The organism is Pseudomonas kairouanensis, assembly GCF_004682055.1.
GTDB classification, from domain to species: Bacteria; Pseudomonadota; Gammaproteobacteria; order Pseudomonadales; family Pseudomonadaceae; genus Aquipseudomonas; species Aquipseudomonas kairouanensis.
In genome coordinates this window covers 120,492-135,443 of sequence record NZ_QUZU01000008.1, presented here as the reverse complement: position 1 = coordinate 135,443, position 14,952 = coordinate 120,492, and the positions used below count along the sequence as shown (strand labels likewise).

11 protein-coding genes are annotated in these 14,952 nt (G+C 60.1%); 6 read left to right on the top strand and 5 right to left on the bottom strand.

Features of this window, described 5'->3' with window-relative positions:
* The first annotated feature begins 16 nt into the window (after positions 1-16).
* From lon to DYL59_RS09360, 3 genes are all read left to right on the top strand, one after another.
* Positions 17-2,413 (top strand): endopeptidase La, encoded by a 2,397-nt coding sequence (gene lon / locus DYL59_RS09370; RefSeq protein ID WP_135288929.1) that lies wholly within the window; start codon positions 17-19, stop codon positions 2,411-2,413.
* 133 nt (positions 2,414-2,546) lie between these two features.
* Positions 2,547-2,834 carry an HU family DNA-binding protein gene (locus DYL59_RS09365; protein WP_475513842.1) on the top strand — a complete coding sequence of 96 codons (288 nt, stop codon included), beginning with the start codon at positions 2,547-2,549 and terminating at the stop codon, positions 2,832-2,834.
* A gap of 231 nt (positions 2,835-3,065) precedes the next feature.
* Positions 3,066-4,940: a SurA N-terminal domain-containing protein gene (locus DYL59_RS09360; protein ID WP_135288927.1), complete on the top strand. Its 1,875-nt coding sequence runs from the start codon at positions 3,066-3,068 to the stop codon at positions 4,938-4,940.
* A gap of 48 nt (positions 4,941-4,988) precedes the next feature.
* Here DYL59_RS09360 and DYL59_RS09355 read toward each other — a convergent pair whose 3' ends face one another.
* Positions 4,989-6,134, bottom strand: a complete 1,146-nt coding sequence (locus DYL59_RS09355) for an MFS transporter (RefSeq protein ID WP_135288926.1) — start codon at positions 6,132-6,134, stop codon at positions 4,989-4,991.
* Between the two features lie 115 nt (positions 6,135-6,249).
* Here DYL59_RS09355 and DYL59_RS09350 point away from each other — a divergent pair, with 115 nt between their 5' ends.
* Entirely contained in the window at positions 6,250-7,149 is a 900-nt protein-coding gene (locus tag DYL59_RS09350; protein WP_135288925.1) for a LysR family transcriptional regulator, read from the top strand.
* A gap of 89 nt (positions 7,150-7,238) precedes the next feature.
* Entirely contained in the window at positions 7,239-8,018 is a 780-nt protein-coding gene (locus tag DYL59_RS09345; protein WP_135288924.1) for a DUF2242 domain-containing protein, read from the top strand.
* A gap of 1 nt (position 8,019) precedes the next feature.
* On the opposite strand, the gene aceE is transcribed toward DYL59_RS09345, so the two are convergent.
* Positions 8,020-10,680, bottom strand: a complete 2,661-nt coding sequence (gene aceE / locus DYL59_RS09340; RefSeq protein ID WP_135288923.1) for a pyruvate dehydrogenase (acetyl-transferring), homodimeric type — start codon at positions 10,678-10,680, stop codon at positions 8,020-8,022.
* Between the two features lie 145 nt (positions 10,681-10,825).
* Between aceE and DYL59_RS09335 the strand changes: the two genes are divergently transcribed.
* Positions 10,826-11,296: a MarR family winged helix-turn-helix transcriptional regulator gene (locus tag DYL59_RS09335; protein ID WP_135288922.1), complete on the top strand. Its 471-nt coding sequence runs from the start codon at positions 10,826-10,828 to the stop codon at positions 11,294-11,296.
* 80 nt (positions 11,297-11,376) lie between these two features.
* Here the strand turns inward: DYL59_RS09335 and DYL59_RS09330 are convergent, their stop codons facing one another.
* The 3 genes from DYL59_RS09330 to DYL59_RS09320 all read right to left on the bottom strand — a co-directional run bounded on the left by DYL59_RS09330 (position 11,377) and on the right by DYL59_RS09320 (position 14,847).
* The gene (locus DYL59_RS09330; protein ID WP_135288921.1) at positions 11,377-12,363 is read right to left on the bottom strand and encodes a transketolase-like TK C-terminal-containing protein; all 987 of its coding nucleotides are present in this window, start codon (positions 12,361-12,363) and stop codon (positions 11,377-11,379) included.
* 328 nt (positions 12,364-12,691) lie between these two features.
* Positions 12,692-13,720: an AraC family transcriptional regulator gene (locus DYL59_RS09325; protein WP_135288920.1), complete on the bottom strand. Its 1,029-nt coding sequence runs from the start codon at positions 13,718-13,720 to the stop codon at positions 12,692-12,694.
* The gene (locus DYL59_RS09320; protein WP_135288919.1) at positions 13,717-14,847 is read right to left on the bottom strand and encodes a carbon-nitrogen hydrolase family protein; all 1,131 of its coding nucleotides are present in this window, start codon (positions 14,845-14,847) and stop codon (positions 13,717-13,719) included. Before DYL59_RS09320 ends, DYL59_RS09325 begins: the two co-directional genes overlap by 4 nt.
* Positions 14,848-14,952 lie beyond the last annotated feature (105 nt).

The window sequence follows — 14,952 nt, the reverse complement described above, 5'->3', positions numbered from 1 at the left end:
TCATAGAGGCGAAATCATGAAGACCACCATCGAATTGCCTCTCCTGCCGTTGCGTGATGTCGTCGTCTATCCGCACATGGTTATCCCGCTGTTCGTGGGGCGCGAGAAGTCTATCGAAGCCCTCGAGGCTGCGATGACGGGCGACAAGCAAATCCTGCTGTTGGCCCAGAGAAATCCTGCTGATGATGATCCAGGCGAAGACGCCCTGTATCGCGTTGGTACCATTGCCACTGTCCTGCAACTGCTCAAGCTGCCCGATGGCACCGTCAAGGTGTTGGTAGAGGGTGAGCAGCGCGGTGCCGTCGAGCGTTTCATGGAGGTGGACGGCCACCTGCGCGCCGAAGTGGCGTTGATCGACGAAGTCGAAGCCCCTGAGCGTGAATCCGAAGTCTTCGTGCGCAGCTTGCTCTCGCAGTTCGAGCAGTATGTACAACTGGGCAAGAAAGTCCCGGCTGAAGTCCTGTCGTCCCTCAACAGCATCGATGAGCCAAGCCGCCTGGTAGACACCATGGCCGCGCACATGGCGCTGAAGATCGAACAGAAGCAGGACATTCTCGAAATCATCGACTTGTCGGCCCGTGTTGAGCATGTGCTGGCGCTGCTGGATGCCGAAATCGACCTGTTGCAGGTTGAGAAGCGCATTCGCGGTCGTGTGAAGAAACAAATGGAGCGCAGTCAGCGCGAGTACTACTTGAATGAGCAGATGAAGGCCATTCAGAAAGAGCTCGGTGACAGCGAGGAAGGCCACAACGAAATCGAAGAGCTGAAAAAGCGTATCGATGCCGCTGGCCTGCCAAAAGACGCCCTGACCAAAGCCACCGCCGAGCTGAACAAGCTCAAGCAAATGTCGCCAATGTCGGCCGAAGCCACCGTGGTTCGTTCCTATATTGATTGGCTGGTGCAGGTGCCGTGGAAGGCCCAGACCAAAGTGCGCCTGGACCTGGCTCGTGCTGAAGACATCCTCGACGCCGACCACTATGGCCTCGAAGAAGTCAAAGAACGCATCCTCGAATACCTCGCCGTGCAAAAGCGCGTGAAGAAAATTCGTGGCCCTGTGTTGTGCCTGGTTGGCCCGCCAGGTGTGGGTAAAACCTCCTTGGCCGAGTCCATTGCCAACGCAACCAACCGTAAATTCGTGCGCATGGCCCTTGGTGGCGTGCGTGATGAAGCGGAAATCCGTGGTCATCGCCGGACTTATATCGGTTCGATGCCAGGAAGATTGATTCAAAAGATGACAAAAGTGGGCGTACGCAACCCGCTGTTCCTGCTTGATGAAATCGACAAAATGGGCAGCGACATGCGCGGCGATCCTGCATCGGCGTTGCTGGAAGTGCTCGACCCGGAGCAGAACCACAATTTCAACGACCATTACCTGGAAGTCGACTACGACCTGTCCGACGTAATGTTCCTCTGCACCTCCAACTCCATGAACATTCCACCAGCATTGCTGGACCGGATGGAGGTGATTCGTCTGCCGGGTTACACCGAAGACGAGAAGATCAATATCGCCGTCAAATACCTCGCGCCCAAGCAGACTTCGGCCAATGGCCTGAAGAAAGGCGAGATCGAATTTGAGGTCGAGGCGATCCGTGACATCGTGCGCTACTACACTCGCGAGGCCGGTGTACGGGGCCTGGAGCGCCAGATCGCGAAGATTTGCCGCAAGGCGGTCAAGGAACATGCGCTGGAAAAACGCTTCTCGGTGAAGGTGACTGCGGACTCCCTGGAACACTTCCTTGGCGTGCGTAAATTCCGTTATGGCCTGGCTGAGCAACAGGACCAGGTAGGGCAGGTGACTGGCCTGGCATGGACCCAGGTGGGTGGCGAGTTGCTGACCATCGAAGCTGCGGTGATCCCAGGCAAAGGCCAACTGATCAAGACCGGCTCCCTCGGTGATGTGATGGTCGAATCCATCACCGCCGCGCAGACCGTGGTGCGCAGCCGCGCCAAGAGCCTGGGGATCCCCCTGGACTTCCACGAGAAGCACGACACTCACATCCACATGCCTGAAGGGGCCACCCCCAAAGATGGCCCTAGCGCTGGCGTAGGCATGTGCACGGCGCTGGTGTCGGCACTGACCGGCATCCCGGTGCGTGCCGATGTGGCAATGACCGGTGAAATCACCTTGCGCGGCCAGGTATTGGCGATTGGTGGTTTGAAAGAGAAATTGCTTGCCGCACACCGCGGTGGTATCAAGACCGTGATCATTCCTGAAGAGAATGTTCGCGACTTGAAGGAAATTCCTGACAACATCAAGCAAGATCTGCAGATTAAACCCGTTAAATGGATTGACGAGGTCCTGCAAATTGCGCTGCAATACGCGCCGGAGCCCTTGCCGGATGTGGCTCCGGAGATAGTTGCAAAGGACGAAAAACGTGAGTCTGATTCCAAGGAAAGAATTAGCACGCATTAATGCGATTAAGCCTGGGGGCTTCCTTGACAGCTTTTTAGAGCCCTTGTTATAAAGCGGCTCTTAAGTGTCTGTAGGCCATTCAGCACTGGTTTTTGCTTTCACCAAAAAACTTAGAATCATACTCAATAGATATATAAGGGGACTTAGAGTGAACAAGTCGGAACTGATTGATGCTATCGCTGCATCCGCTGATATCCCGAAAGCTGCTGCTGGCCGTGCGCTGGATGCAGTAATCGAATCCGTCACTGGCGCTCTGAAGGCCGGCGACTCCGTAGTACTGGTAGGCTTCGGTACTTTCTCTGTGACTGACCGCCCAGCTCGCACTGGCCGTAACCCACAGACTGGCGCAGCACTGAATATCGCGGCTGCCAAGAAACCAGGTTTCAAAGCCGGTAAAGCCCTGAAAGAAGCTGTTAACTAAGCTTCGATCAAGCCTTGACCTACCCGGGTCGAACGCAGGTTCGACCTGGCAGCGGAGCGGTAAGGGACCCACGTATTCATCGGGTCGCCAAGCTGGGGGGAGAAATCGAAGCCCCCGTCCGCTCCGCCAGTTGCGAGAAGGCGCATCCTAGGATGCGCCTTTCTTATATCCGTACTCTACCCACGCTCCACGGTTGCCTATTTTTGAAGTTCAACCGTTTCTGGGGGACGCATGCTGCAAAATATCAGGGACAATTCACAAGGCTGGATTGCCAAGACCATTATCGGGATCATCGTCGCATTGATGGCGTTCACCGGTATCGAAGCCATTTTCCAGGCTTCGGGTAACAACAAGCAGGACGTGGCCAAGGTCAACGGTGAAGAAATCACCCAGACCGAACTGAGCCAGGCCGTCGACATGCAACGTCGCCAGTTGATGCAACAGCTGGGCAAGGATTTCGACGCCTCCCTGCTGGACGAAAAACTGCTGCGCGAAGCGGCCCTCAAGGGCCTGATCGATCGCAAGCTGCTGCTGCAAGGCGCTGCCGATTCCAAGTTTGGCTTCTCTGAAGCAGCGCTGGACCAGGTGATCCTGCAGACACCGGAATTCCAGGTGGATGGCAAGTTCAATGCCGAACGCTTTGACCAGGTGATTCGTCAGCTGGGCTACAGCCGTATGCAGTTCCGTCAAATGATGACCCAGGAAATGCTCATCGGCCAGGTTCGCGCAGGTATTGCCGGCAGCGGTTTTGTCACCGACGCCGAAGTGCTGGCCTTCGCTCGCCTGGAAAAGCAGACCCGCGATTTCGCCACCGTCAACATCAAGGCAGACGCTGCTGCGGTGAAGCTCACCGACGATGAGGTCAAGGCTTACTACGACCAGCACGCCAAAGAGTTCATGACGCCGGACCGCGTTGTCATTGATTACCTGGAACTGAAGAAGTCCTCTTTCTTCGACCAGGTCAGTGTCAAGGACGAAGAGCTGCAAGCTGCCTATCAGAAAGAAACCGCCAACCTCGCCGAACAGCGTCGTGCGGCGCACATCCTGATTGAAGTCAACGACAAGGTCACCGACGCCCAGGCCAAGGCCAAGATCGAAGAGATCCAGGCGCGCCTGGCCAAGGGCGAGAAGTTCGAGGCCCTGGCCAAGGAGTTCTCCCAGGACCCAGGTTCGGCCAACAACGGCGGCGACCTCGGCTTCGCCGGTCCTGGCGTGTACGACCCTGACTTCGAAACCGCCCTGTACGCCTTGAACAAGGACCAGGTTTCGGCGCCGGTACGCAGCACCTTCGGTTGGCACTTGATCAAGCTGTTGGGCGTTGAAGCACCTGAAGTGCCGACGTTTGCCAGCCTGAAAGACAAGCTGACCCGCGAGCTCAAGACCCAACAGGTGGAGCAGCGTTATGTCGAAGCGACCAAGCAATTGGAAGATGCGGCATTTGAAGCCTCTGACCTGGCTCAGCCGGCGTCTGACCTGAAGTTGACCGTGCACACCTCCGCGCCATTTGGCCGTGAAGGTGGTGAAGGTGTTGCGGCCAACCGTGCCGTGGTCACCGCTGCGTTCAGCCCCGAAGTGCTGGATGAAGGTGCCAACAGTTCCGCCATCGAGCTGGACCCGGAAACCATCATCGTGCTGCGTGCCAAAGAGCACTTGAAGCCTGCACAACTGCCGCTGGAAAGCGTCGCTGCGGCGATTCGCACCCAGTTGGCCAAGGAGCGCGCCAGTGCGGCTGCCAAGGCTCATGCTGACGAGTTGATCGCCAGCCTGCGCGATGGCAAGACCCCGCTGAACCAGCCGGTAGACGGCCAGGCGTGGAAAGTGACCGAAGCCGCTACCCGTAACCAGGAAGCGATCGATCCGGCCGTGCTGCAAGCCCTGTTCCGCATGCCCAAGCCTGCGGCCAAGGACAAGCCGACCTTTACCACCGTGACCCTGCGTGACGGGAGCCTGGTGATCGTGCGCTTGAACGGCGTTAACGAGGCGGCGGCCCCAACGGACGAAGAAAAGGCGCAAATCCGCCGCTTCCTCGCTTCCCGTGTGGGCCAGCAGGACTTCGCGGCGTACCGCAAGCAGTTGGAAAACAAGGCTGACATCAAGAAGTACTGATGATGGTCTGAATAAAAAGCCCCCGGTCTGAAAAGGCCGGGGGCTTTTTTATGGGCGCTTGCTCAGCGCCAGCAGCATCAACACCACGACTGCCCACGGGAACGCAATCACCCCCCAGCTTTGCAGTAATAAACCGCCTACCAGCCCGCCGCCGGCGATGCCCAGGTTCCACACCGTCACAAGCATCGACTGTGCTGCATCTGCCGAGTCCCCGGCGGCCTTCGCCAGTGCCGTTTGCAGCAGGGCCGGCAACCCACCGAACGCCAGGCCCCAAACCGCTACGGCGATGTAGACCACCCACGGCGAGCTGATCCAGGCGGCTAACGCGAGGGCGAGTGAACCGAACAGCGCGCAACTGACCAGCACTAACAGGCGCAGCCAGCGGTCGATCAGCAGGCCCACCAGCCAGATGCTCACCAGCGCTGCCAGGCCAAACAGCAGCAGCACCTTATCGATGTCGGCGGCGATCCCCGCCGGCACTAGCATCGGCGCAATGTAGGTGTACAAAATGTTATGGGCCAGTACGTAGGTGAAGGTCACCCACAGCACCGGACGAATACCGGGCAAACTCAGCACTTGGCGCAGCCCCAAGCGCTTCTCGGTGGGTTGGCCAGCGAAGTCCGGCAGTTGCCAGCGCGCCCACATCAGCAGCACCAGCGTCAGCCCGGTCATGATTGCAAAACTCAGGCGCCAGCCCACCACCGAGCCCAGGAAGGTGCCTGCCGGTACACCCAGTGACAGGGCCAGTGGCGCACCCAACATGGCCACCGCAATTGCCCGGCCTTGCAGGTGTGGCGCCACCATCCGGCTGGCGTAGCCGGCCAACAGCGCCCATAGCAACCCGGCGAATGCCCCGGCGAAGAAACGCGCGGTCAACGTAATACCGTAGTGGCTGGATACGGCGGTCACACTGTTGACCAGCGCAAAGCCCCCAATGGCCAATAGCAACAGTGGCCGCCTGCGCCAGCCCCGTGTCAGCAAGGTCAGGGGAATGGCTGCCAGCAGTGAGCCCAGGGCGTAGAGCGTGACCAGTTGGCCGACCAGGGCCGGCGACACGCGAAGGCCTTCGCCCATTTGGGGCAGAAGCCCAGCAGGCATGGCTTCGGTCAGGATGGTGATAAAGCCAGCGCAGGCCAGTGCCAGCAAGCTGCCTAAAGGCAGCCTATCCGAGGGAGCGCTTACAAGTGACGTCATGATGCGGTATCCATGCAAAGGGCAAGGACGCAGGGTAGGGGGCTGTGATCAGCGGAAAAACAGGCTAAGGTTCCGAACTTATCGGACGCCGTTGTCCGTAATGCAGGAGGGCATCATGGACAGTCTGGGTAGCCTCTCGGTTTTTGTGCAGGTCGCGGAGACCCGTAGCTTCACCGCAGCGGGCCGTGTCTTGGGCGTGTCATCGTCGGCGGTGGGCAAAAGCATTGCACGCATGGAAGAACGCTTGGGGGTGCGTTTGTTTCACCGCAGCACCCGCAGCATCACCTTGACCTCCGAGGGGGCACTGTTTTTGGAGCGTTCGCGGCGCATCCTGGCGGAGGTCGAAGCGGCTGAGCGCGAGTTGACCGACGCCAGCGCAACCCCTCGGGGCAAGTTGCGTATCAGCGTGCCGCAAGTGCGTGGTTTGTTGATGCCGGTGCTCAGTGACTTCATGCGCGCCTATCCCGAAATCGAGCTGGATGTGGATTTTTCTGACCGCATGGTGGATGTGATCGAGGAAGGTTTCGATGCGGTCATTCGCACCGGTAAGCCGGAAGATTCGCGCCTGATGGCCCGTCACTTGGGGCATTACCAATTGGTTCTGGTGGGCGCCCCAGCCTATTTCAGCCAGCACGGTACCCCGCAGCAACCGGAGCACTTGAGCGATCACGCCTGCCTGCGCCACAAATTCTGCGCCACCGGCAAACTGGAGCCTTGGCCATTGCGCCTGGCGCCCGGTGCTGCGGAGCCGACCTTGCGCACGCCTTTGGTCAGCACCACCATCGAATCCCTCAACCATGTGGTGCACGAGGGGCTGGGCATTGCTTGCCTGCCCGACTACATGGTCAATCAGGCGGTGAGCGAAGGGCGTTTGCAAAGGGTGCTGGATGATTACCTGGAGCACCGGGGCAGTTTCTGGATGCTATGGCCATCAAGTCGCCACAGCTCGGTCAAATTGCGCGTGTTTATTGATCATATGTGCGCTGGGCTTTTTCCCACGTCTATCCCGGCGTGATCCTGTGACGTTTTACCGACAGGAATGCGCGCGCCAAGGTCGCGTTCTGTTGCACAATACCGCCCGGACCGTTTTCCTCAGGATTTTCAATGTCGACATCATTTCACTTGCGTAGCCTCGGGCTGGCGCTGGTGCTGGCGGGCGCCGCGGGCTGCTCGTCACCCAAGACCGCTATCTATGAACATGAGAATTTCGACGACTCCGGCACGTTTTCCCGGGATTACCCGGTGACGGATGTGGCTGCGTGTGAAGCCGCACGACGTGCTCTGCTGAGCCAGGGCTACATCATTACCAGCAGCGATCCGAAGCTGGTGGTGGGTAACAAGAGTTTCCAGCAGACCGGCGAGACCCATCTGCAGATCAGCTTCAACGTGGTGTGTGCCGATGATGGCAAGGGCACCAACCACTCGACGATGTTCGCCAACGCCTTGCAGGATCGCTATGCGCTGAAGAAGGTCAACAACTCTGCGAGCCTGGGGGTGGGTGTGCTGGGTTCGGTGTCGATGCCGATTGGCTCCACCGATGACTCGATGGTGAAAGTCGCGAGCGAGACGGTGTCGGCGCCGAAGTTCTACGAGCGTTACTTTGCGCTGGTGGACGTGTTCCTGCCGCAGGAGGTGAAGAAGGCCGAGCATATTCCCGAGCAGCCTAAGGCTGACCTGGGCGTACCGGAGCCCAAAGCTGCACCGGCTGCCGAGAAGGTTGAGGTACCAAAGGAAGAACCGGCGGTTTCCGAACCAGTGGCACCCCCTGCCGAGCCAGCGCCGATTGCCCCGCAGGAAGCGCCCGCCGCAGCGCCTGCAACCAGCAACCCGGACCTGCCGGCGCCGACAGAAGCGATCCCGTCTCTGCCAACACCGGCCCAGTAAATCAAACCGCAGCGGGGTCGGTCTTGTCGACGTTGATCCCGTAGCGCCTGATGGCCTCGCCGACCTTGTCACGGCTGATCACGCCGTCATCTGCCAGTGCCTTCAAGGCTGCCAGTGCGATGAAGTGACGGTCCACTTCAAAGAACTCGCGCAAGGTTTCTCGCGTATCCGATTGCCCGAAGCCATCGGTGCCTAAGGCGACAAACCGGCGGCCTGGCACAAAGGGGCGGATCTGATCGGCAAATAGCTTCATGTAGTCAGTGGCCACTACCACCGGCCCGGTTTGCCCATTCAGGCACTGCTCCACGTAACTGATGCGAGGCTCATTTTCCGGGTGCAACAGGTTCCAGCGTTCCACCCCATGACCGTCGCGGCGCAGCTCGGTAAGGCTGGTCACGCTCCACACATCGCTGTGCACGGCGAAGTCTGTTTCCAGTAATTGGGCGGCGGCGATCACTTCCCGTAGGATCGACCCGCTGCCCATCAATTGCACCTGCGCCTGCTTGCTTGCGCTCAACCGGTACATACCTTTGAGAATCCCTTCCTCTACGCCTTCGGGCATGGCCGGGTGGGGGTAGTTTTCGTTGAGCAGGGTGATGTAGTAGTAGATGTCTTCCTGCTCGACATACATCCGCCGCATGCCCTCGCGAATAATCACCGCCAGCTCGTAGGAAAACGTCGGGTCGTAGGACACGCAGCATGGAATCACCGACGCCAGGATATGGCTGTGGCCATCGTCATGCTGCAAGCCTTCGCCCATCAACGTGGTACGCCCGGCCGTGGCGCCCAGCAGGAAGCCACGCGCCCGTGCATCGCCCGCCGCCCACGCCAGGTCGCCCACTCGCTGGAAGCCGAACATCGAGTAGAAGATATAGAACGGCACGGTCATCAGGCCGTGGTTGCTGTAGGACGTACTCGCCGCGATCCAAGAAGAAATGGCGCCGGATTCGTTCAGGCCTTCCTGCATGATCTGTCCGTCCTTGCTCTCCTTGTAGTAGCTCAACTGCCCGGCGTCTTGAGGGGTATAGAGTTGACCGACGGCCGAATGGATACCGATCTGACGGAACAGGCTTTCCATGCCAAAGGTGCGCGATTCGTCCGGCACGATAGGTACGATCAGCTTGCCCAGGTGCGGGTCCTTGAGCAGGGTGCCAAGGATGCGCACGAAGGCCATGGTGGTGGAGATCGAACGCTCGCCGGTGTCTTTGAGTTGGGTGCTGAAGGCTGAGAGTTCGGGGATGTGCAACGACGCCACCGTGCTATGACGCGCAGGCACGTAACCGCCCAGTGCTTGGCGGCGCGCAGCGAAATAGCGGGCTTCTTCACTGTCGGCCACAGGTTTGATGTAGGGGATTTCGGCCAGTTGTTCGTCAGCCACTTCCAGGCCGAAGCGGTCGCGGAAGGCTTTGACGGCATCGGCGCCCATTTTCTTCAACTGATGATTGATGTTCTGGCCTTCGCCGGCCTCGCCCATGCCATAACCCTTGACGGTCTTGGCCAGGATGACGGTGGGTTGGCCGGCGTGGCGCACAGCGGTGGCATAGGCGTTGTAGACCTTGTCCGGGTCATGCCCGCCCCGTGAGAGTTTCCAGATATCGTCGTCGGACATGTCTGCAACCAGTGCCAGCAACTCGGGGTATTTACCGAAGAAATGTTCGCGTACGTAGGCGCCGTTCTGGGACTTGTAATTCTGATAGTCGCCGTCCACGCATTCCATCATGCGCTGGCGCAGCAGGCCGCTGGTGTCTTTGTCCAGCAGCGCATCCCAGCCGCCGCCCCAGATCACCTTGATCACATTCCAGCCGGCGGCCCGGTACAGGCTTTCGAACTCCTGGATCACCTTGGCATTGCCGCGTACCGGGCCGTCCAGGCGTTGCAGGTTGCAGTTGACCACGAAGATCAGGTTGTCGAGCTTCTCGCGCCCGGCCAGGGAGATGGCCGCCAGGGATTCCGGCTGGTCCATTTCACCATCACCGAGGAAGGCCCAGACCTTGCGACCCTGGTGTTGTTTGAGGTCACGAAATTCCAGGTAACGCATAAAACGCGCTTGGTAGGCGGCGGTGATGGGGCCCAGCCCCATGGACACCGTAGGAAATTGCCAGAAGTCCGGCATCAAGCGCGGATGCGGGTAGGAGGAAATCCCCTCACCACCGGCTTCGCGGCGGAAGTTATCCAGTTGCGCTTCGCTGATGCGGCCTTCGAGGTAAGCACGGCCGTAGATGCCGGGGGACGAGTGGCCCTGGATGTACACCAGGTCGCCATCGAAGCTGTCGCTACGCCCACGGAAGAAATGGTCGAAGCCTACGTCATACAGCACGGCGGCTGACGCGTAGGTAGCGATATGCCCACCGACACCTGAGTGTTTACCTGCGCGCAGGACCATGGCCATGGCGTTCCAGCGGATGTACGCATTGGTGCGGCGCTCGATGGCCAGGTTGCCGGGGTAGGGCAGTTGGCGGTCCACCGGGATGGTATTGACGTAGGGAGTGGTGACCCGCCCGTAGAAGTCGCCATGCCGTGCAACGTCAAAATCCAGCAACTGATCGATCAGGTAGTGAGCGCGCGGGCGGCCTTCGGTGGACAGCACCGATTCGATGGACTCCAGCCATTCGCGGGTTTCCTGTGGGTCGTCGTCACGTTTGACTGCGTTATTCGTGGACATGTGGGGCTCCAGGGTAGGCGGATTTCAAGTGGCGGGCTCCTTGTGGGAGTGCCGTCAATGTAGTTGCAATTGCAATCACATGGCCGAATCTAGCGCGGGATGAGCTACTATTGCAACCTTCTTGAAATTCCCCGGATGGTGTTGCATGTCGTCGAATGAGCCTGATGTCTGGTTCCGTTTTGTCAGGGCCCACAGGACGGTCATCCGTGAAATCGAGCGGCGCCTGGCGCAAGCGGACTTGCCGCCGTATGCCTGGTACGACGCGCTATGGGGCCTGGAAAGTGGCCCAGAGGGCACGCGCCGCATGCACGAATTGGCCGATGTACTGGCCATCGAACGCTACAACCTCACGCGGCTTGTGGACCGCCTGGAAAAAGACGGCCTGGTGGTGCGCTCCCGTTCCGAAGGCGATGGTCGTGGGGCATCCGCTTCCATCACCGATGCTGGCCGGGTATTGCGTAAAAAGATGTGGAAGATCTACGAAAGCACCGTGCATGAGCTGTTTTTGTCGCAGATCGAGCCTGAGCAGCGCCAGGGGTTTGCCGATGCGTTGGAGCGCACGGCGGGGATGGCCATGGAGGCGGGCGTGCAGACCCGCGGCCGCCGCAAAACCTGAGGATCTGTGGAGATCCAATGTGGGAGCGAGCAAGTCGAATCGTCGCACCGCCGCTCCCACATTTTGGATTGCATTCCAATTCATGGCGGTGGGTAGCGGGTCATTGCTGTTTCCAGTTGCTGTGCATCGATACACCCTTTATCTACCAACGCCCGCAACGCCACTACCACAATCCAATACCGACTCGGTGCCGACCCCAGCGCGACAAAACTGGCATCCACGTACCCGCCCAGTTGATCAACAATCGGCTGCGGATAGCCAGTAACAGCAATCACCGGCGCATCACTCCCCGCCAGGCATTCACGCACATGACAACCGCGCTTGGGCTCGGTGGGGTGCAGGCGATTCCAACGCTCAGCGGCGGCCGCCTCGCGGGTCAGTCGCGTATAGCTGGGGCAACTCCACACCTGCGCAGTCACGTTCCAGTCCTGCTCCAACAGTTGCGCCGCGCGCATCACTTCCTCCAGGGCCTTGCCCGCACCCAGCAATCGAACATCGGCGGTGCGTTCACCCTGAACCGGGTACATACCCTTCAGCGCCGCTTCACGGTCCCATTCAGCCAGTGGCATGGCGCGCTCATGATCGTGCAGCGCCAGGTAGTAAAACCCTGGCTGGCCGTCCATGTACAAACTGCGCAACCCGGCCAGCACAATCGCCCGGGCCTCTGCGCCGCAGGCCGGGTCGTAGGGTGTGCAGCGTGGGTTGGTCGCCAGCCACAGTGGCAAGGACGGCTGCGCCCCCTTGGGCCAGGGGGAGGGGTGGTTCTCGATGTCGTTGCACAGGATGCCGCGCTGCGCCGTGGCGTCCGATAGCGCACACAACTGCGCCGAAGACGCCGCACTGTGCAGGTACAACATGGGTTTTTCCGAAGTGTTGCGAGCGAACCAGGTTGGCCAGCCGCCCAGGCGTCGATTGCGCGATTGGCCCCGAATCACCCACGCCTGGCGGCTGAGCTCCAAGGTATTGGCCATGTTCATGACGGTGTACAGCGGCGAGCTGCGGGTATTTTCGACAGCGCTCAGCGCATCCAGGCAAAGCTGCGCAGCGTGGGCGGTAGAAGCGGGCATGGGGTGAGTCCCTTGATAGCGGATGCCCTAACCCTAATGGAAGAGTGCATATGATTGCAATTGCAATCACATACAGGGTCCAAGATGCTAAATTGCCATAACGCTGCTACGTTTAGTTCTGGAGTGCAGGAACGTCATGACGCCGACATTTTTTCGTCATGACGGCACTTTAGGCTGGTCACGCAGGTCACTTGATTGCAGCTGCTTTTTACTCAAAGAAGAAGGAGTCCACGATGGACGATTACCAGGAAGAATTGCTCGAATACCACGCCATTGAGCTGGACCCGCTGGAACCGGCAGACGATGCCACAGAGCTGTAACCCCGACTTCAGGCGGAATGCCGCTGACTGCGGCGAAATTCCCCTGGGGTCTGGTTGTTCCATCGCCTGAACGCCCGTTGAAACGCCTGGGCTGAGGCGAACCCGAGCAAGTAGGCGATCTCGCCGAAAGCCAGTTCCGTATCGCGAATGTAGGTCATGGCCAAGTCGCGGCGGGTGTCATTAAGTATCGCGCGAAACTGGGTGCCTTCATCGGCCAGTTTGCGGCGCAGTGTCCAGGTGGGCAGCTTCAAGCGTGCCGCCACTTCTTCCAGGTCGGGTTCCCGGCCGCCATTGAGCATCGGCCCGAGCAAGCGGGTAATGCGCTCGCGCAGGCTGCGGGTGCGGGTCAACTGCTCCAGCTCTCGCTCACACAATTGCAACAACAGGTTCCAGGTACTGGGGCAATGCTGTGGGTTGCGCAGTGCCAGGGTGGGTTGGTTCAGGCGCAGTTGGTTGGCCTCGGCGCCGAAGTGAATGTCGCCGAGCACGCTGTAGTGTTCGCTGTAGTCCGGCGCTTCAAATTCGATCTCGATGCGCTGGGCCTGCACCGGCTGCTGCGCCACGGACGACAATTGAAACAGCCACCCGGCGATGATCGAATCCACCACAAAGCGGTTGTAGGCGTTGTACGGGCTGATGGAATAGAACCGCAGCCAGGCGCCATTGGCGTCCTCGTCAAAGCTCGATTGCCCGCGATAGTTGGAGCCATACAATGCTTCGAAGCGGGTGAGCGCGCGTGCGGCCTCTCGCACGTTGGGCGCCTGGGCGGCAGTGACGCCTGCGAGCCCGGCCTGGCTCAAGCGGCTGAGCTGGCCCATGCGCAGGCCCAGGGCGGGGTTGCCGGTCAGTTGGATGGCCGCATGGCCCAGGCGCATATAGCGCGGGATTGACAGGCGGGCACCGGCCTCGGCGAGGCGCGCCGGGTCCAGGCCGTATTGCAGCAGCAGGGGTTGTGGGTCCAGCCCATGGCTGTGGATGGCATCGGCCAAGGTGTGCACAAAGCCCACCGACAGGTCCCCCAGCCGTACCGGTTTCACAGCCAGATATTCAACAAGCGCGCGCCACGGGCCTCGCCGTCGGCGCTGACGTGCCCGTTGCTGCTGAGAAAGCTATGCCCGCCGGTGCCCAGGTCCCAGAACTGGCCGCGCAGGAACACGCTCATCCCGGCACTGGCCTGGCTGATGGGCTGCTGGCTGATCAGGGTCAGCCGGCGCCAGGCTTCGCCCTCGCTGAGTTCTTCGGGCTTGAGGCTGATTTCCGGCGGCGTGGACACACTTTTGAAGCCGCGCCATGGGCGATCCCACGTATCGCGCCCCAGCACAAACGCCGGCACCGCAATCAATTGCGCACCTTGTTCGTTGAGTTTGCGGTAGTTGTCCGGGTACCAGCTGTCACTGCCCACCAGCACGCCCAGGCGCCCGGCCGGGGTGTCAACCACGCTGATGGTCTGCTCGTCGCCCGGTGCGATAAAACCGCGTTCATCGTAGATCGGGTAGAGCTGGCGTTGCGGCTGGCCTACTGGTGAGCCGTCGGCATTGAACACCAGGCTGGCGTTGTACAGCGCGCCGTGACCGATGTGCAGTTGCCCCTGGCTTACCGTCGGGTTGGGCAGGGCGATGGAGCCCGCCACCAGGGTGACGCCGAATTCCTTGGCCAGGCCGCCGAACAGCACCTGGTAATCGCGCGCCATATCGGCGGCTTTCATGCGCAGGTAGGCGTCGTCGGTACGGTTTTCGCCGGTGGCGCTGATCCAGGCACGGGCAAACCGCAGCGGGTTGCTGACCGACAGCCAGTTCATTGCTTCCTTGGCATGCAGGGCCTGGTACACCTCGTTTTTTTCGCCCTTGAGCATCAGCCAGGTGCCGATATGTTCGGGGAGCACAACGATGGTCTTGTCATTGACCAGCCCCTGATCCCGGGCCTTTTGCAGGTAGGCCGCGAGTTTCAGGTGCAGGCGCTCAAGGCTCTGGTAGTCGGCCGGAAACAGCTCCGGCTGGATGCCCAGCAGGTTGCCGCGATCGGCGGGCAGGCCTTCATTGATGGCCAGGGTAATGCGCAGGTCCGACAGGTAATGCGCCACGGGGCGCTCCTGGGTCCAGACCAGATACGCGGCGATGGCGGCAACCAGGGCCAGGGAAACGGTAAAAGCTAGAAGTTTACGCATGGGGCAACAGACAACAGACCGGCAGCGGGGTTCGCCGACTAGGGTAGGGCCCGTGGACCGGCTTGCCAAGGGGTGCTGTGCATTTGGATCAATAACTTGTCAGTT

Bases quoted from the DNA above. Each gene is read 5' to 3' on its own strand.
- lon (WP_135288929.1), top strand. From the start codon at position 17: ATGAAGACCACCATCGAATTGCCTCTCCTGCCGTTGCGTGATGTCGTC.
- DYL59_RS09360 (WP_135288927.1), top strand. From the start codon at position 3,066: ATGCTGCAAAATATCAGGGACAATTCACAAGGCTGGATTGCCAAGACC.
- DYL59_RS09355 (WP_135288926.1), bottom strand. From the start codon at position 6,134: ATGACGTCACTTGTAAGCGCTCCCTCGGATAGGCTGCCTTTAGGCAGC.
- DYL59_RS09350 (WP_135288925.1), top strand. From the start codon at position 6,250: ATGGACAGTCTGGGTAGCCTCTCGGTTTTTGTGCAGGTCGCGGAGACC.
- DYL59_RS09345 (WP_135288924.1), top strand. From the start codon at position 7,239: ATGTCGACATCATTTCACTTGCGTAGCCTCGGGCTGGCGCTGGTGCTG.
- aceE (WP_135288923.1), bottom strand. From the start codon at position 10,680: ATGTCCACGAATAACGCAGTCAAACGTGACGACGACCCACAGGAAACC.
- DYL59_RS09335 (WP_135288922.1), top strand. From the start codon at position 10,826: ATGTCGTCGAATGAGCCTGATGTCTGGTTCCGTTTTGTCAGGGCCCAC.
- DYL59_RS09330 (WP_135288921.1), bottom strand. From the start codon at position 12,363: ATGCCCGCTTCTACCGCCCACGCTGCGCAGCTTTGCCTGGATGCGCTG.
- DYL59_RS09320 (WP_135288919.1), bottom strand. From the start codon at position 14,847: ATGCGTAAACTTCTAGCTTTTACCGTTTCCCTGGCCCTGGTTGCCGCC.